The sequence below is a fragment of the Luteimonas sp. 3794 genome (assembly GCF_031456825.1).
GTDB lineage: Bacteria > Pseudomonadota > Gammaproteobacteria > Xanthomonadales > Xanthomonadaceae > Luteimonas.
The window spans coordinates 1-15796 of sequence record NZ_JAVDVJ010000011.1; the positions used below are offsets into that span (position 1 = coordinate 1).

The 15796-nt window shown below is 67.6% G+C and carries 18 protein-coding genes; 13 read left to right on the forward strand and 5 right to left on the reverse strand.

What is annotated here, in order from left to right:
* Positions 1-148 precede the first annotated feature (148 nt).
* The 7 genes from J2X52_RS13585 to J2X52_RS13615 all read left to right on the forward strand — a co-directional run bounded on the left by J2X52_RS13585 (position 149) and on the right by J2X52_RS13615 (position 4239).
* Positions 149-439, forward strand: a complete 291-nt coding sequence (locus J2X52_RS13585; protein WP_310154322.1) for a transposase — start codon at positions 149-151, stop codon at positions 437-439.
* A complete protein-coding gene (locus tag J2X52_RS13590; RefSeq protein WP_310154324.1) occupies positions 436-702 on the forward strand; it encodes a hypothetical protein in 267 nt (88 codons plus the stop codon). Before J2X52_RS13585 ends, J2X52_RS13590 begins: the two co-directional genes overlap by 4 nt.
* Before the next feature lie 250 nt (positions 703-952).
* Complete coding sequence (locus J2X52_RS13595) at positions 953-1363, forward strand: hypothetical protein (protein ID WP_310154326.1); 411 nt, start codon at positions 953-955, stop codon at positions 1361-1363.
* Between the two features lie 81 nt (positions 1364-1444).
* Entirely contained in the window at positions 1445-1627 is a 183-nt protein-coding gene (locus J2X52_RS13600) for a hypothetical protein (protein WP_310154328.1), read from the forward strand.
* Between the two features lie 434 nt (positions 1628-2061).
* The gene (locus tag J2X52_RS13605; RefSeq protein WP_310154330.1) at positions 2062-2568 is read left to right on the forward strand and encodes a DNA-deoxyinosine glycosylase; all 507 of its coding nucleotides are present in this window, start codon (positions 2062-2064) and stop codon (positions 2566-2568) included.
* Between the two features lie 279 nt (positions 2569-2847).
* Entirely contained in the window at positions 2848-3708 is an 861-nt protein-coding gene (locus J2X52_RS13610; protein ID WP_310154332.1) for a pirin family protein, read from the forward strand.
* 105 nt (positions 3709-3813) lie between these two features.
* On the forward strand, positions 3814-4239 hold the full coding sequence (locus tag J2X52_RS13615; RefSeq protein WP_310154334.1) for a hypothetical protein: 426 nt from the start codon (positions 3814-3816) through the stop codon (positions 4237-4239).
* A gap of 289 nt (positions 4240-4528) precedes the next feature.
* Here the strand turns inward: J2X52_RS13615 and J2X52_RS13620 are convergent, their stop codons facing one another.
* From J2X52_RS13620 to J2X52_RS13635, 4 genes are all read right to left on the reverse strand, one after another.
* Positions 4529-5383 carry a pirin family protein gene (locus tag J2X52_RS13620; protein ID WP_310154336.1) on the reverse strand — a complete coding sequence of 285 codons (855 nt, stop codon included), beginning with the start codon at positions 5381-5383 and terminating at the stop codon, positions 4529-4531.
* 258 nt (positions 5384-5641) lie between these two features.
* Positions 5642-7849: a bifunctional 23S rRNA (guanine(2069)-N(7))-methyltransferase RlmK/23S rRNA (guanine(2445)-N(2))-methyltransferase RlmL gene (gene rlmKL / locus J2X52_RS13625; protein WP_310154338.1), complete on the reverse strand. Its 2208-nt coding sequence runs from the start codon at positions 7847-7849 to the stop codon at positions 5642-5644.
* 207 nt (positions 7850-8056) lie between these two features.
* Positions 8057-8587 carry a hypothetical protein gene (locus J2X52_RS13630; protein ID WP_310154340.1) on the reverse strand — a complete coding sequence of 177 codons (531 nt, stop codon included), beginning with the start codon at positions 8585-8587 and terminating at the stop codon, positions 8057-8059.
* Positions 8584-9084, reverse strand: coding sequence for an MOSC domain-containing protein (locus tag J2X52_RS13635; RefSeq protein ID WP_310154342.1), 501 nt, complete (start codon positions 9082-9084; stop codon positions 8584-8586). Before J2X52_RS13635 ends, J2X52_RS13630 begins: the two co-directional genes overlap by 4 nt.
* 23 nt (positions 9085-9107) lie before the next feature.
* On the opposite strand from J2X52_RS13635, the gene J2X52_RS13640 reads away from it, so the two are divergent.
* The 4 genes from J2X52_RS13640 to J2X52_RS13655 all read left to right on the forward strand — a co-directional run bounded on the left by J2X52_RS13640 (position 9108) and on the right by J2X52_RS13655 (position 12760).
* A complete protein-coding gene (locus J2X52_RS13640; protein WP_310154344.1) occupies positions 9108-9680 on the forward strand; it encodes an N-acetylmuramoyl-L-alanine amidase in 573 nt (190 codons plus the stop codon).
* Between the two features lie 89 nt (positions 9681-9769).
* A complete protein-coding gene (gene tesB, locus J2X52_RS13645; RefSeq protein ID WP_310154346.1) occupies positions 9770-10657 on the forward strand; it encodes an acyl-CoA thioesterase II in 888 nt (295 codons plus the stop codon).
* Positions 10657-11475, forward strand: coding sequence for a hypothetical protein (locus J2X52_RS13650; protein WP_310154347.1), 819 nt, complete (start codon positions 10657-10659; stop codon positions 11473-11475). Before tesB ends, J2X52_RS13650 begins: the two co-directional genes overlap by 1 nt.
* Before the next feature lie 97 nt (positions 11476-11572).
* The gene (locus tag J2X52_RS13655; RefSeq protein WP_310154348.1) at positions 11573-12760 is read left to right on the forward strand and encodes a sigma-70 family RNA polymerase sigma factor; all 1188 of its coding nucleotides are present in this window, start codon (positions 11573-11575) and stop codon (positions 12758-12760) included.
* Positions 12761-12972: 212 nt separating this feature from the next.
* On the opposite strand, the gene J2X52_RS13660 is transcribed toward J2X52_RS13655, so the two are convergent.
* A complete protein-coding gene (locus J2X52_RS13660; RefSeq protein ID WP_310154350.1) occupies positions 12973-13659 on the reverse strand; it encodes an EF-hand domain-containing protein in 687 nt (228 codons plus the stop codon).
* A gap of 148 nt (positions 13660-13807) precedes the next feature.
* Between J2X52_RS13660 and J2X52_RS13665 the strand changes: the two genes are divergently transcribed.
* Positions 13808-14560 carry an arginyltransferase gene (locus J2X52_RS13665; RefSeq protein WP_310154352.1) on the forward strand — a complete coding sequence of 251 codons (753 nt, stop codon included), beginning with the start codon at positions 13808-13810 and terminating at the stop codon, positions 14558-14560.
* Positions 14557-15786 (forward strand): endonuclease/exonuclease/phosphatase family protein, encoded by a 1230-nt coding sequence (locus J2X52_RS13670; RefSeq protein WP_310154355.1) that lies wholly within the window; start codon positions 14557-14559, stop codon positions 15784-15786. The genes J2X52_RS13665 and J2X52_RS13670 overlap by 4 nt, the downstream gene beginning before the upstream one ends.
* Positions 15787-15796: the final 10 nt, after the last annotated feature.

Here is a 15796-nt window from a genome sequence, read left to right on the forward strand (position 1 = left end):
ATTTGATTGTTCGTCGAAACACAATCATGGCACTCGATGCCGAGCGGCTTGCCGCTGAAGTGGGAAGTCTCCTTTTTACTCATTCAAGCCGATGCGGTAGTTCCTTCGGTTTAGTGGACACCCTGACCTAGCGATCAGGAGTATCTTCATGCCAGCACCAGGCCCCAGAACGACGTATCGCTGCAGCGATCATTTCAAGGCGACAGCTGCCCGTCTGAGCGAGCTTCCCGGCATCTCCGTGCGCGACGTCGCCGACCCGCTTTACATCCATCCCTTCATGCTGTCTCGCTGGCGAAAACGGATTCGCAAGCGAGCGATCGTGACCAAGGGCATCAAGCTAGACAAGGCAGTGGCCGCAGAGCCCAGGACTATGCGCGAGGTAGAGCGCAAGTACGAGCCAGCAGGCCTCCATTTAATCGAAGGAAGTCAGCTGCAATGAGACGACACACGTTCTTCGCAATCGCTGCTGCATTGCTCTCTGCCGGCTGGCTGTTTCCACTGTGGCTGGGTATGGAGACCTCCTTTTCGTTCTGGCAGATGGAAGGCTGGCCGCGATTGCTCGGCGAGCGCCCGGGTCATTCCTTTCCCTTCCTCTCCTTCGCGTCCGACTGTTTCAGGATCGCGTTTTTCTGGCTCGGTGCGGTTCTGCTTTTCTGGTCGTATCTGGGCGCACGTGCTTACTTACGCACGTGTGCGGCCTGAGCGCTCGTTCACGCGGCCCGGCTTCAGATCGCCGACGCGTGTCGAGGGTACGCGATGCCCGCTACGGCGCTCACGCGGTGGAATCGCGGCACACTCTTGTGTTGCTTGGCCTGCGCGTCGACTTCGCTTCGCACCCCGGACCCGGTCCGGATTCCGTCGCAATCACTTCGAACTCAGCATTTCCGATTGGCTATCCACGTTTCCACATGGAGGATTCATGAGAAGGACTCACACAGCACTTGCGACTGCCATGGTGATCGTCGCGCTCCTGGCAGCCGGCGGCGCGTCGGCCCAACAGACAACGGACCCGTCGTTCGGACGGGTGAAAACGCATGCGATCGAGGTGTGTAATCCGCAGGGGCAGCGCGCCTATCTCGCGCGCCTTGTCTGCGCGGACAACTCGCATCCGACGTTCGAGCGACTTGGCAACGTCGGGCCGCGACACGATTTTCCGCCAGACATGCCAGAGGGCGCTGCAATCCGTTTCATAAGCCAGGCCGCGGAGCGCACCCCGCTCGAAGCCGGCCAGACCGACCATCACATGGTCGACCACTACAGCGTGAGATGCCCGGACACGACGATCGACCTGTTCCTCGACATGTATCACTGTGATGCACCGGCGCCGCGACATGCGCCGGCCGGGTTCACAATCGCCAACTAGTTGCCCGAGTGCAGATGCGCGAGACGCGACTGGAAACGCAGCGGCTTACATGTTTCAAGCGATCGCAACAGGGAGGCGGGCATGCGGGCCATTCTGGTTTCGGTGCTACTCCTGGCAGCATTTGACGCCACCGCGGCGACTGCCGGGCGCGTGAAATTCACGGGCTCGGTGGTTCAAGACGCGTCACCGGCGCTCGAGTTCGATCTGCACATACCGGCCCGGCAACGCGCCCGGCTGCTGCTGGGAGATCGCTCGACCCTTTGATCGACACGCCGGGCGGCGTTGCAGGGGAAACCGGTCTGCGGATCCAGCTGGTGTCTGCATCCGGCGAGGGTCTGCACGTCGCGACAATTCCGGGTCCGACGGTCGTAAGGCTGTCCTTTGCATGTCGCGTCTGCCGGGGCGAGGTGTTCTGCTTGAATCCGGCACCTGCCTTGATGCCGATATGCCCCTTGGCGCCGTGAACCGCGGAACAGGGGCCACGATCTAGGCACTGCGTGCGGCCGGGTTTCGCTTGGCGACGCGCGACTGAGACATCGATCCGTGGCGCGATGACATGCGTCTCGACACGGCGGCGCTTGGGCCACCGCTACCATGCGCGCTTTCGGTTACCAGGAGGCGCGCGTGCTGCGGAGTCACGGAGCCAATCATCCTGCCCTGACGATGTATTGCTGTCAGCGTCCCGGGCGGAGACGGCGGTGACGGATCTGCGCATCCGGAGCTTTGCGCCCATCGTCGGTAACGGCGCCCGTGTCCTCGTGCTCGGCAGCATGCCGGGGGTCGCGTCGCTCGACGCGCATCGCTATTACGCGCATCCGCGGAATCTGTTTTGGCCGATTGTCGGTACGGTGTTCGGCTTCGATTCGTCTCTGCCTTATGACACGCGTCTCGCGCGGCTGACGGCCCGCGGTGTCGCGTTGTGGGACGTGGCCGGGGAGTGCGTGCGGCCGGGCAGTCTGGATGCCCGTATCGAATCGGGCAGTGTGGTGCCGAACGATATCGGCGGGCTACTTGCGCGTTACCCGGGCATTACACAGATCCGGTTCAATGGCGCGGCGGCGGACACCATGTTCCGGCGGCACGTGCTGCCGACGCTCGATGTCGTCCCCGATCTGCTGCGGCTGCCGTCGACCAGTCCGGCGCATGCGGCGTTGGGGTTCGAGGCCAAGCTGGCAGCGTGGCGGGCGGGGTTGGCTGGCATTTGAGCGGTGTTGCGTTCGGACGCGCGCGAGCTGCCCTCACCCGACACGCTGCGCGCGTCGACCCCTGATCAAGTCCGGGGCAGGCTCTCTCCCAAAGGGAGAGGTGCTTGTCCCACTCACCCCTGACGCAGACTGGATCCGAACGCACTGTAGTGTTGTCTCTTCCTCTTTCTGCTCGCGAGCATGTCCGGCCGCAACGGATCGTCCCGCCGATCAAGGGCCGGACAGGCAAAGCCACTGGCATGCTGACCCCCTGCCCTCGCCGCCGCTGGAGCCGCTGCCATGACCTTGCTGATCAATCCCCGGACCCACGACCTGGGTGGTTTCGAAGTGCGTCGCGCGGTGCCGACGCTGCAGGCGCGCAGCGTGGGGCCGTTCGTGTTCGTCGACCACATGGGGCCGGCGATCTTCGAGAAAGGTACGGGCATCGATGTCCGTCCGCATCCGCACATCGGCCTGGCGACGGTGACGTTCCTGTGGTCGGGCACGATCCATCACGCCGATACGTTGGGCTACTCGCAGGACATCACGGCGGGCGACGTCAATTGGATGACCGCCGGTCGCGGTATCGCGCATGCCGAGCGCACGCCGCTGTCGCTGCGCGAGGGCGAACATCCGTTGCACGGTATGCAGACCTGGGTCGCACTGCCGAAAGCGCATGAGGAAACGGCGCCCGAGTTCCATCACCACGCCGCGGCAACGCTGCCGCAGTTCCGCCGCGATGGCGTGTGGGTGCGGGTGATCGCCGGCCGCGGTTTCGGCGAGGAATCGCCGGTGCGTGTGTTCGCCGACACGCTCAACGTCGCGCTGGATCTCGATCCGGACGCCGAGCTGTCGATCCCGCCCTCGCATGCCGAGCGCGCGCTTTACGTGCTCGAAGGCGAGGCGCAGCTCGATGGCGCCAACATTCCGCCGCGCCACCTTGCCGTGCTCGATGCCGGCGCAGTGGCAAAACTGCGGGCGAAGACGCCGCTCAAGGCGATGCTCTTCGGCGGCGAGCCGCTCGACGGGCCACGTCACCTGTGGTGGAACTTCGTGTCGTCCTCGAAAGATCGGATCGAACAGGCCAAGGATGACTGGCGCGCAGGCCGTTTCGGCACAGTTCCCGGCGATGCGGAGTACATTCCACTTCCGGAACGGTGACGCCCGTCACAGTCTCTACCGCGACGCAGCATGCATGCAGGCGTATGGTCGGAGTCTGCGTCACAGGGGACACACCATATGCTTCCGATCCGACCGCTCGCGCTGTTGGGCGCGCTGCTCTGTGCCGGCACGGCGCAAGCCCAGACCGCCGCCGAATGTCCGCAACTGCCTCCCGGGGCGACCGTGCGCTGGGAAGTGCAGCCCGGCCCCGACTTCGTGTTCTGCCGTGCGATGGATACCGCCACTGGCGAGCAGGCCTTCGCTGTGACCGTCGGGCGCAGCGCAGCCTTCAAACCGCGTCGCACTGAGCGAATTGGCGATCGCGTGAGCATCGACGGCAACCGCACGTGGTGGTATGCGCCGCACAACGACCTGCTGGCCGGCACGATGGTGCGCGAAACACTGCTTGAATTGCCCTCGGGCGACTACGCGCACATCATTGTGCGTGCACGTGATGATGCAGCACTGACGCGCTCGCTGCGCGATGCCGAGGCGCTGCATTTTTCGGACGTGCGGTTCGGCAGCAAGTAGAGCGGCGCCTGCTCACCTGCGAAATGTCCGCGGCTCGACCTGCGTCGTCGTCCCGGTGGCGTTCAACGGACGCATGTCTGGTCAGGCCAGACGTGCTGCATAAAGAGGCGTGACGCCGTCCAGCGACTTTGCCCACGCGCGAAGCGACTCTCAGGCTGTCGCCCGCACCGGCAGTTCAAGACACTGGATGACCAGCGCTGCGCGCTGTTGTGAAGCCCTTCCGGCTTTCGCCGGGATGACGGATTCGTAGAGATGCACTGGACTTCGAACGTCGTTTAGCAGAGCCGCATCAGAACCGACCCTGCTGGTAATCGACGAAGGCCTGCATCAGTTCTTCGCGGGTGTTCATGACGAAGGGGCCGTGGCGCGCGACCGGCTCGCGCAACGGGCGGCCTGCGACAAGGATCAAACGCGCGCCTGCGTCGCCGGCGTCCAGGATCAAATGCGCGCCGCCGCCGAGTACGGCGAGCTCCTGCGCCGACAGCGGCCGCGCATCATCGCCCTCGCCTACGCGGACGCCGCCTTCGAATGCATACGCGAACGCGTTGTGGCCGTCGGGAAGCGTGTACCGCCACCTCGCGCCAGGCGCGAGCGTGATGTCCAGATACAGCGGCTCGGTGGCGGGCTGGGAAATCGGGCCGGCAATCCCATCGACGACCCCGGCGATCACCTTCACCGACACGCCCTCGCCCGCCGGCACGACCGGAATGCGCTCGGGCGCGAATTCCTGGTACGTCGGCGCGGTCATCTTGTCCTTCGCCGGCAGGTTCACCCACAGCTGGAAACCGCGCATGCGGCCGGCTTCCTGCTCGGGCATTTCCGAATGCACGAGACCGCGACCGGCGGTCATCCACTGCACGCTGCCGGGCACCAGCAGTCCTTCGTTGCCGTGGTTGTCCTTGTGGCGCATGCGGCCGTCGAGCATGTAGGTCACGGTCTCGAAGCCGCGATGCGGATGCTCGGGGAAGCCGGCGAGGTAATCCTCAGGCCTGTCGGTGCCGAATTCGTCGAGCATCAGAAATGGATCGAAATCGGGCAACTGCGGGCTGCCGATCACGCGGGTGAGCTTCACCCCGGCGCCGTCGCTGGCGGGCATGCCGCGCACGGTACGGATGATGCGGGCAGCTTCGGGGGTGGCGCTCATCGGTCGGCTCCTCTCAGGGTGCACAAGACGATGCGGGTAGAACGGCCAGATTGCATGTGCACGTGTGGAACGGAGGTTTCTGCGGGGACGTGTTGGAGCGCGCTTGCGCGCGATGGGGCATTCGCGGAAACGCCCGATCGCGCGCAAGCGCGCTCCTACATGAAGTGCAGCGGCGTTTGGGTGCCCGCGGGTGAGGGTGGCAGGCGGACCGGCACGCGACCGAGCGCGCGCGGATCCGACGGCACCCGCGTCGGCGCGTCAGCGCGCGGTGATTCGCCAGGCGCGGTGGATGCGCGGGTTGCGCTCGAAATCCGGCGGGATCGTCGCCGGGCTGATGTCCTCGACGTGCGCGAACACGGCGAGGGCCTCAGTGTCGAGCTTGAAGCGCCGGAAGTTGTTGGAGAAATACAGCACGCCGCCCGTCGCAAGGCGCGCGACTGCCGCTTCCAGCAGACGCACATGCTCGCGCTGGATGTCGAAATCCTTGGCGCGCGCGGAGTTCGAGAATGTCGGCGGGTCGCAGAAGATGAGGTCGAACTGCGCGCTCTCGGCTTCCAGCCACTTCAGGGCATCGGCCTGCACCAAACGGTGCTTGGCGCCGCTGTAGCCGTTCGCGGCGAGGTTGTCGGCGCACCACTGCAGGTAGGTGCCCGACAGATCGACGGTGGTCGTGGTGCGCGCGCCTCCGCCGGCTGCGTGCACGGTCGCCGCGCCGGTGTAGCCGAACAGATTGAGAAAGCGCGTGTCGGCGGCCTCGTCGGCGATGCGCAGGCGCATCGGGCGATGATCGAGGAACAGGCCGGTGTCGAGATAGTCGAACAGGTTCACGCGCAGGTGCACGCGGCCCTCGTCGACCAGCAGGAATTCATGGCGCGCGTCGAAGCGGCCGTACTTGCTGCCGCCCTTGCCCTTCGAACGCGTCTTGACCGCGATGCGCTCGCGCGGAATGCGGAACACGTCGCGCGCCGCACTCAGCACGTCGCCGAAACGGCGCCGGGTCACCTCTTCGGGAATCTCGGCAGGCGCCGCATATTCCTGGATGTGCAGCCACAGCGGCGCGCCCTCGGCGTTCACGTCGGCCTCGGACTGGATGTAGACGTCGATCGCGGTCGCGTACTCGGGCAGATCGGCGTCGTAGACGCGATAGCAGCTCACGCCTTCGCGCTCGCGCCAGGTCTTGAACTTGCGCAGGTTCTTGCGCAGGCGATTGGCGATCATCGTCGCGCCTTCGCTCAAGGCTTCCGGCGTGTCGCTGACAGCGCGCTGCGGCGGCCGCACCGGATCGCAGACGATCAGACTGCATTCGATGGCGCCGTTGAACACCTGGTACTTCTTCTTCGCGCGCAGGCCGGTCGCATGGGCGAGTTCCGCGTCACCGCACAGCAGGCTCGCGCGCCATTCGGGCACCGCGCGTCCGAGTGCATTGCCCAGCGTGCGGTACAGCGCTGGGTCGGCGGCGAGGCGCGCGTCGTAAGGCGGATTGCAGACCGCGAGACCGCGCTTCACCGATTCGGCCAGCGCTGCATCTTCCTGCGAGGCCGGCGGCACCGGCGTCTGCAGCGTGGTGATGTCGCCGATCTGCCAGTCGATCGCTTCACGCAGGCCGGCGGCGGTCGCGTTCTCGCGCGCGGCGTGGATGGCGTGCGGGTCGAGATCGCGGCCGAAGAACACGGCGCGCAAGCGCTCGCGTCCGGTGCGCTCGCGTGCGAGTGCCTCTTCGCACAGCGTCTGCCAGTGGGCGACATCGAATTCGCGCCAGCGGCTGGGGGCACGCCCGGCCGTTGCCGCCCCGCCGTCGCGCGACAGACCGGGCGCGACATCGGCGGCCATCAGCGCGCCTTCGATGAGCAGCGTGCCGCTGCCGCACATCGGGTCGAGCAGTGCGCCGCCCTCGGCGTAGAGCGCCGACCAACCGCCGCGCATCAGCACCGCAGCCGCGAGATTCTCCTTCAGCGGCGCCTCGCCCTGCGCGCGGCGCCAGCCGCGGCGATGCAGCGGGCCACCGCCGAGATCGACCGACAGGATCGCGCGGCCCTTGCGCACCACCAGGCTCAGGCGCAGATCCGGCGATTCGACATCGACATCCGGACGCGCGCCCGTCGCTTCGCGCAAGCCGTCGACGATCGCGTCCTTGACCCGCTGCGCGGCGTAACGCGCGTGGGTGATCGCGCTGCCCGAGACGTGCGGATCGATCGCGAGCGTCATCGTCGCGTCGAGATGCGCCGTCCAGTCGACCGCACGCGCACCCACGTACAGCGCGTCCTCGTCCTCGCAGGCGTAGTCGGCGATCGGCCACAGCACGCGGCTGGCCAGGCGCGACCACAGCACGGCGCGCTGGGCGTCGTGCAAGGTGCCTTCGACATTGGCGCCGGCGGTGGTCGCGGTGGCGTGCGCACAACCGAGTGCGAGCAGCTCGTCGACGAGCAGGTATTCGAGGCCCTTGGGGCAGCTGGCGAAAAATTTCATGGGGATCCGGGTGATACGTAAAAGATGTTCGCGCCGTGTTTCACGGTGATTCCCGCGCATGCGGGGCTTCGAGCCGACGGGCGGCTCACCGAGTGACGTCGTACCGTGGACGGGAAACGCGTGTCGAGCGAAGGCGCTGGACTCCCGCCTACGCGGGAGTGACGTATGAATGTCTGGGAGTGGATGCGAACACCAAGGATTCGCCCGTCAAAGCGAACGCAGCAACGCCGCGAATGCATCCGCCGACGTCTCCACGTGCGCGCTCAGACGGTGATTGTCGTGGACCAGCAGCAGCCGGCCGCGGCGCGCGCAGGTCCAGCCGACGACATCGGCGGCGGGAATCAGTTCGTCCTCCCAGCCGTGCACGACCGACAGCGGCACCTCGGCGGCCTGCAGCGGATGCGCGGCATCGAGCCGCAGCGGCGGCGCCATCAGGAACAGTCCGGCGACCGGCACCTGCGTCGACACATGGCCTGCGATCCATGCACCGAGGCTGGAACCGGCCAGCACCACCGGGCCACGCGCGGCGGCGTCGAGCGTGCGCCGCAGCAGACGCTCGATGCGCGCGGCGACATCGCCGAGCGGGCTGATATCACGCTTGCCGTCGAGATCGGTGTAATCCGGACGCTCGTGGCTCCAGCCCAGGCGCTCGGCGGCCTCGGCCAGCGCGGTGACCTTGGTCGCATCCGGTCCGCTCTCGAAGCCATGCGAGAGGATGCAGTGACCGCGCGCGCTCATGTGTCCACCCATTCGACCGCATCGCCGATCTTCAGCGGACCGCCCTCGATCACCCGCGCGCACAGGCCGCCCATGCCGCGAAGCGCGTTGTAGCCACCGGCGCCGATCGCCACTTCCATCTTCGAACAGGGATCGCACGGGGCGGTGCCTTCCAGCACGACCTCGCCGACACGGAAGCGTCGTCCCTTGAGTGCGATCAGCGGAATGCCCGACACCACGAGATTGCGGCGCAGGGTGATCGGGGTGACCTCGGCATGGCCGCTGAGGGCCGCGATCGCCGGCAGATGCTCGGCCTGGATCAGGGTCACGCCGCGCTTGCCGCTGCCGCCGGTGTAGCGGTCACCCTCAAGGCCGACACCGGTCACCGCGACCGCGGCGTCCACGGGACGGATCGGGGTTTCGCGGGCCGGTCGCAGGCCGATCCACTCAACCCGCCCGGCGCGCGGAAACTGCGTCATCAGGGCGTGCAGGTCGGAGTCTGGCGGCGGATTTCTCATGCGTGAATGCTAGCATCCGGGCCATGTCCGACCCCACGTCCGCGCTCCGGATCGCGCCGCAGCCATTGCCCTACGTGGACCTGCTGGCGCCGCGCGACGCGTCCGACATCACCCTCGTCGTCATCCACTGCACCGAGCTGCCGGATCTCGCCACCGCGCGCATCTACGGCGAGCGCGCGCTCTACGACAACGGCACCGGCGCCAGCGGTCACTGGTACATCGACCGCGACGGCAGCATCGCCGAGTACGTGCAGGCCACTCGAACAGCCCATCACGTACGCGGTCACAACACACAGTCGGTCGGCATCGAACTGGTCAACACCGGGCGCTTCCCGGACTGGTACGACAGCCGCCGCCAGACGATGGACGAGGCCTATACGCCCGCGCAGATAGAGGCGCTCTGCCAGTTGCTCGCGCATCTACGCGCAACGCTGCCCAACCTGCGCGAGATCGCCGGGCACGAAGATCTGGACACCGATCGCGTCGCCGCGAGCGACGATCCTGCCTTGACCGTGGCGCGCAAGCGCGATCCCGGCCCGCTGTTTCCGTGGCCCGAAGTGCTGGCGCGCGTGCCGCTGACCCGCATCGCCGTCTGAACGCCCGCGTCAGGGCCCCGGACCGGCGCCACCTATAATCGTCGGCCGGCGCGCGCCCCGCGTCGCCGCCCCCACGTACGGCCCCCGCGATGACCCCGCCCGTTTCCGAACTGATCGACCTGCTCAGCCTCGAGCGCCTCGAAGACAACCTGTTCCGCGGCCAGAGCCGCGACATCGGCACCAAGTACGTGTTCGGTGGCCAGGTGCTGGGCCAGGCGCTCTCGGCCGCGCAGGCCACGATGACCAGCCCGCGTCCCGCCCATTCGCTGCACGCGTATTTCCTGCGCGCGGGCGATGTGGATGCACCGATCGTCTACGACGTCGACCGCACCCGCGACGGGGGCAGCTTCTCGGTGCGCCGGGTGACCGCGATCCAGCACGGCAAGGTGATCTTCTTCTGCGCGGCCTCGTTCCAGGAGGAGGAAGCCGGCGCCGAGCACCAGCTGACGATGCCGGAAGTGCCGGCGCCCGAAGATCTCGAGCCGCAGGATCCGCTTCCGGCCGAGGTGCTCGCGAAACTTCCGGTGAAGGTCCAGCGCTGGCTCGATCGCAGCGGCCCGTTCGAGTTCCGGCACGTCTACCCGCGCGATGAACTCAAGCCGCCCAAGCGCCCGCCGTTCCAGCAGATGTGGTTCCGCCTGACCGGCCCGGTGGGCGATGCGCCCGCGCTGCATCGTGCCCTGCTGGCCTACGCCTCCGATTTCCAGTTGCTCGGCACGGCCACGTTCCCGCACGGCATCAGCTACTACCAGCCGAACGTACAGATGGCCTCGCTCGATCACGCGCTGTGGTTCCACCGCCCGTTCCGGGTCGACGACTGGCTGCTGTATTCGCTCGACAGTCCCAGCGCGCAGGGCGCGCGTGGCCTCGCACGCGGGCAGATCTTCGACCGCGCCGGGCGTCTGGTCGCCAGCACCGCGCAGGAAGGCATGATCCGCGTGCTGCCTGGCGGCGATGCCGCGCCGAAGGCCGGCTGATGCGTCAGGTCTTCTCCAGTCCCCGTCTCGAGAACGTCGAGCGCGTCGCCGCCCTGCTGCGCGATGCCGGCATCGAGGTGCAGATCCTCAACGGCCGCTCCTACAAGGGCAACCGCCGCGCCAACTTCAGCTATCGCGAGGATGCGGGTGGTCCGAAGCCGGCCGTCTGGGTGACCCGTTCCGACGAGCAGCCGCGTGCACGCGAACTGCTGCGCGAGGCCGGCCTGCTGCAGGGCCAGCCCTCTGCGCGCGGCTATCTGCCACAGGCCGATGTGGTGTTCGCGCCCGCGGCCGAAGTGCGCCAGGGCATGACGCGCGCGGCGAAGGTGCGCTACACGCTGATCGGCGGCGCGGTGCTGGTGATCGCGCTGTCGTGGTGGAACCGGCCCTCAAACGAAGCGCCTGCCGAGGCCTCTGTCGCTGCCGCCCCCGAACCGGTGCTCGACATGGTGCCGCCGACCGTCGAAGCAAGCGAGTACCGCGCACCGGTGCCGAGGGCGCTGGCGACGGCCGTGCTGGCCGACGCGCTGGCCGCGCAGACCGGCCCGGTCTGTGTGGCGATCGACGGGGATGCGCCGGCCGCGCCGCTGCTGGCCGAACTCGAAGCCGGCTATCCCGAGGTGCGTCCGTCCTCGGCCTGCAGTGGCGATGATGGACAGGCCGTATCGCTCGACGTCACCAATTACCGCACCGACGGTTCCGGGCAAGGCACGGTGGATGTCATCAGCCGGGACCGCAACGCCGAGCAGGCCCCGACCACGCGCACGCTGGATGTCCGCCGCGACGGCCGTGACTGGCAGTTCGACGCGGCCGACTGATCGCCGACAGGCGCACTTGCAGGCATCATCGACGGCGCCGGTCACATCCGGCGCCCGGGCCGCGTCCTTGAAAGCGACCTGACCTGCAAGGATCGCCATGACCGCCATTGCCGCCGACCTCGGCCTCGAAGACCGGATCCATCTGGAACTGCCCGCCGCGCGCGGCGGCGACCAGGCCGCCTACGGCCGCATCGTGCAGATGAGCCAGAACGCGACCACCGCGATCGCACTGGCAATCACCCGGGATGTGCAGGCCAGCCAGGACATCGCGCAGGAAGCCTATCTCAAGGCCTGGCAGCAGCTGGGCAGACTGCAGAACACCACGAGTTTCCTGCCGTGGCTGCGCCAGATCACCCGCAACCTCGCCCGCGATTACCTGCGCGCACGCCGCGAACGCATGGTGGCCGGCGAGGCCGCCGACATCGCCATCGCCCAGGCAGCCGATCCCGATGCCTGCCCGATGCAGCAGATCATCGACGACGAAACCGGCCGCGTCGCCGCGGACCTGATCTCCGATCTGCCCGACGAAAGCCGCGAAGTGCTGTTGCTCTATTACCGCGAAGGCGGCAACTCGAAACAGGTCGCCGCCCTGCTCGGCCTGTCCGACGCCGCCGTGCGCAAGCGCCTGTCGCGCGCGCGCCGCAGCCTGCGCGAGGATCTGATGGCGCGCTTCCAGGAGTTCGCCGCGAGCTCGGCGCCGGGAACAGCGTTCACGCTGCTGGTGACGGCCGGGCTGGCGACATTCGCGAAGCCCGCGGTTGCGGGCACAGTGGCGGGCGTCGCGGCCGGTGGTGCGCTGGGTACTGGGGTGGCGGGCAAGGCGGCGATGAGCGGTGCGGGTGCGCTTGGCGCGGCCGGCGCGTCGTTAGTCTTCGGCGGCCTGACGATGTGGCTGTGCCGGAAGATGGTCGCGCGCTATGCGGACAATGACGAAGAGCGACACGCGATCCTCAAGCTTTACGACCGCTGGTTCGTCTGGGGCGCGCTCGTCGGCGTGGCCCTGATGTTCGCCGCCGGCTTCGTCGTCGGCGCGAACGAGGGCTCGCCAACCTGGATGTTCGTGTCCGTGTTGATGCTGCTTTCGCTCTACAACTATCCGGTGCTGGTGAGTCTGCCGCGGGTGATGAATCCCTTGCTCGCACGCGACGCAGCCCGTGATCCGAAGGGTGCTGCACGTCGCGCGTTGGGCTACCGGCTGATGTTCGGACCGAGCGGCTTCATCATTTCCAATCTGGGCGTCATCGTCATGTTGTGGGTGATGTGGCTGAAGATCGCGGCGGTGTAGACGGGCCAAAGGGTGGCGACAGAATTCGCTCTGCAGTTGCACTCGTCACACGTCCACGCACCTTCGTGCCGAAGCAGGCAGCCACCATGTAGGAGCGCGCTCGCGCGCGAACGGATTATTAGCAAGGCCCCATCGCGCGCGAGCGCGCTCCTACGGTTCGCAAAAAAAGGCCGCGCAATGCGCGGCCTTTTCTTTGAGGTGACGCCCGCGACTCAGCGCTGCGGACGCGCCGGACGCAGCTCCTCGCGGCTGAGGAAGCCGTCGCGGTTCTCGTCGAGCCATGCGAAGCGCTCGGCAAGGCGCGGCATCTTCTCCGACACTTCGACCCGGCTCAGCTTGCCGTCCTTGTTGAGGTCGGCCTCGCTGAACTTCGTGGCGAAGCGACGCTCACCCTCGGCCCGGCGCTCGGCGGACTTCGCCGTGTGCCAGGTGCGCAGTTCGCCGCGGGTGAGGTAGCCGTCGCGGTTGGTGTCGATCGCATCGAAGTTCGCGACCAGATCGAAACCGCCGCCCTTGTACGAACGCGGACCGCCCGGCCCACGCTGCGGACGCTCGCCGCGTGCATCGGCGCTGCGCGCACTTTCACGGCGCGAGCCGTCGGTACGCGGGCCCTCACCACGTGCGGCGCGTTCGGCGCGATGGGCATCGCGACGTGCCTGCATCGCCTGCTGCGCGGCCTGCGCTTCGGTACGGCTGATGCGGCCGTCGTTGTCGGTGTCGAGCCGCGCCATCGCGTCGACGCGATCGCCGCCATGACCGCGCGGACCGTGGCCGCGATGACGTTCGCCGTCGGGCTTGGCCGCCTGCGTGCCGGCAGCGGGTGCCTGCGCTGCTGCCGCGCCGATCGTGGTGATGGACAGCGCCGCCAGCAGCGCGGTGGTGATGAGCTTCGTCTTCATGGGTGTGTTCCCGTTGCCGCGGCACCGTGCCGCTGTGCAGGGATCAACGCCTGTACCGAGTGCGGCGTTGACCGCTCCGCGGGCCGGTTCAGCCTGCGGTCGGCGAACCGGTCGCGTCGTCTGCGACGCCGGTGCGTATCCTGCCGGCATGCAGACCCCCTCGCGCCCTGCCCCAGAACCGGACGCCGGCACAGGCGAATTGCGCCTGTTCCACACCGCGCCGCATGCCTGCGGCTACTGGCCGGACCGCGAAGCACGCGACCTGGTGCTCGATCCGCGCGACCCGCGCCTTCGTGATGTCTATCCGCAGGCGCTGCGCTGGGGATTCCGCCGTTCCGGCGACATCGTCTATCGCCCGCATTGCGGCGACTGCCGCGCGTGTACGGCGGTGCGCATTCCGGTCGACGCCTTCGTGCCCAACCGCAGTCAGCGTCGCACGCTCGCACGCAATACGGATGTCGATGCGCGCGTGGTGGCGGCCGAGCGTAACGACGAGCGGCTCGCCTTGTATCGGAAGTACCTGGTGTCGCGACATCCGGCCGGCGGCATGGACGACCACGGCGCCAGTGAATTCGACCAGTTCCTGATCGGAAGCTGGAATGAGGGCCGGCTGCTGGAACTGCGCCTGCACGGGCAACTGGTGGCGGTGGCGGTGACCGATCTCATCGAGGATGCGCTGTCGGCCGTCTACACTTTCTACGACCCCGACGTCGTGTCACGCGGACTCGGCACACTGGCGATCCTGCGGCAGATTGCCTGGGCGCAACGCGACCGCCGGCGCTATCTCTATCTCGGCTACTGGATCGATGGACACCGCAAGATGGCTTACAAACGCAATTTCCGACCGCTCGAAGCATTTGATGGACGCCAGTGGCGACCGCTGACGGACGCGACGCCATGAGCCGCACGTGGCTGTTCGCCCTGCTCGCCTGCGCCATCGTCGCGCTGCTCGCCGCCTGCGTACGCGTCAACACGCACGGCCAGTCGCCGCGCGCCGCTGATGCGGGCTCGACCGGCACGCTGCGCATCGCGACCTACAACACCTCGCTCAACAGCGACGAAGCCGGTGGCCTGCTCGAGCGGCTGCGCGGCGATGACGCAGGCGCGCGCAAGGTCGCTGCGGTGCTGCAGCAGGTGCGTCCGGACATCGTGCTGCTCAACGAGTTCGACTACGTCGCCGACGGCAGCGCCGCCGATCTGTTCCAGCAGCGCTGGCTCGAACGCGCGCAGCCCGGTGGCGGCGAAGCGCTGCACTATCCCTACCGCTATCTCGCACCGGTCAACACCGGCGTGCAAAGCGGCCTGGATCTCGACAATAACGGGACCATAGGCGGCGACGGCCGCGACCGCGGCAACGATGCCTGGGGCTACGGTCTGCACCCGGGGCAGTACGGCATGTTGCTGCTGTCGCGCTATCCGATCGATGCGGCGACTGCGCGCACCTTCCAACTGCTGAAGTGGGAGGCGATGCCGGATGCGCGGCGTCCGCGCCATCCCGATGGCCGCGCGTTCCATCCCGACAGCACCTGGTCGCAGTTGCGGCTGTCGTCGAAATCGCACTGGGACGTGCAGGTGCGCGCACCGGGCGGCGTGATTCACGTGCTGGCTGCGCATCCCACACCGCCCGCGTTCGACGGACCGGAGAAGCGCAACGTGGCGCGCAACCACGACGAGATCCGCTTGTGGACCGAGTACCTGTCGCCGGGCACGCACGAGTGGCTGTGCGACGACGCAGGCCTCTGCGGTGGGCTTGCACCCGACGCACGCTTCGTGATCCTCGGCGATCTCAACAACGATCCCGTCGATGGCGCCGGCGACCACACTGCGATTGTCGAACTGCTCGAACATCCACGTGTGCTGCGCATGGCCACGCCGAAAAGCGAAGGGGCGATCGAGGCCGCCGACGCCGACGGCGGCGCGAACGCGCAGCACCGCGGTTCCGCCGCGCACGATACCGGCAGCTTCGGCCCGCGTGTTGGCAACCTGCGCCTGGATTACGTGCTGCCGTCGGTAGGACATGCGTTTGTCGGCAACGGCGTGTTCTGGCCGCGCAGCGACGCCGCGCATGCCGACATCGTCGACGGTACCGACCATCGTCTGGTCTGGGTGGACGTGCGCGTCGACTGACGCCGCACTA

Excerpts from the sequence above, each read along its gene's own strand:
- tesB (WP_310154346.1), top strand. The coding sequence starts at position 9,770 with ATGACCCCGCCCGTTTCCGAACTGATCGACCTGCTCAGCCTCGAGCGC.
- J2X52_RS13585 (WP_310154322.1), top strand. The coding sequence starts at position 149 with ATGCCAGCACCAGGCCCCAGAACGACGTATCGCTGCAGCGATCATTTC.
- J2X52_RS13620 (WP_310154336.1), bottom strand. The coding sequence starts at position 5,383 with ATGAGCGCCACCCCCGAAGCTGCCCGCATCATCCGTACCGTGCGCGGC.
- J2X52_RS13650 (WP_310154347.1), top strand. The coding sequence starts at position 10,657 with ATGCGTCAGGTCTTCTCCAGTCCCCGTCTCGAGAACGTCGAGCGCGTC.
- J2X52_RS13600 (WP_310154328.1), top strand. The coding sequence starts at position 1,445 with ATGCGGGCCATTCTGGTTTCGGTGCTACTCCTGGCAGCATTTGACGCC.
- J2X52_RS13670 (WP_310154355.1), top strand. The coding sequence starts at position 14,557 with ATGAGCCGCACGTGGCTGTTCGCCCTGCTCGCCTGCGCCATCGTCGCG.
- J2X52_RS13590 (WP_310154324.1), top strand. The coding sequence starts at position 436 with ATGAGACGACACACGTTCTTCGCAATCGCTGCTGCATTGCTCTCTGCC.
- J2X52_RS13635 (WP_310154342.1), bottom strand. The coding sequence starts at position 9,084 with ATGAGAAATCCGCCGCCAGACTCCGACCTGCACGCCCTGATGACGCAG.
- J2X52_RS13655 (WP_310154348.1), top strand. The coding sequence starts at position 11,573 with ATGACCGCCATTGCCGCCGACCTCGGCCTCGAAGACCGGATCCATCTG.
- J2X52_RS13640 (WP_310154344.1), top strand. The coding sequence starts at position 9,108 with ATGTCCGACCCCACGTCCGCGCTCCGGATCGCGCCGCAGCCATTGCCC.
- J2X52_RS13665 (WP_310154352.1), top strand. The coding sequence starts at position 13,808 with ATGCAGACCCCCTCGCGCCCTGCCCCAGAACCGGACGCCGGCACAGGC.
- rlmKL (WP_310154338.1), bottom strand. The coding sequence starts at position 7,849 with ATGAAATTTTTCGCCAGCTGCCCCAAGGGCCTCGAATACCTGCTCGTC.
- J2X52_RS13595 (WP_310154326.1), top strand. The coding sequence starts at position 953 with ATGGTGATCGTCGCGCTCCTGGCAGCCGGCGGCGCGTCGGCCCAACAG.
- J2X52_RS13660 (WP_310154350.1), bottom strand. The coding sequence starts at position 13,659 with ATGAAGACGAAGCTCATCACCACCGCGCTGCTGGCGGCGCTGTCCATC.
- J2X52_RS13610 (WP_310154332.1), top strand. The coding sequence starts at position 2,848 with ATGACCTTGCTGATCAATCCCCGGACCCACGACCTGGGTGGTTTCGAA.
- J2X52_RS13630 (WP_310154340.1), bottom strand. The coding sequence starts at position 8,587 with ATGAGCGCGCGCGGTCACTGCATCCTCTCGCATGGCTTCGAGAGCGGA.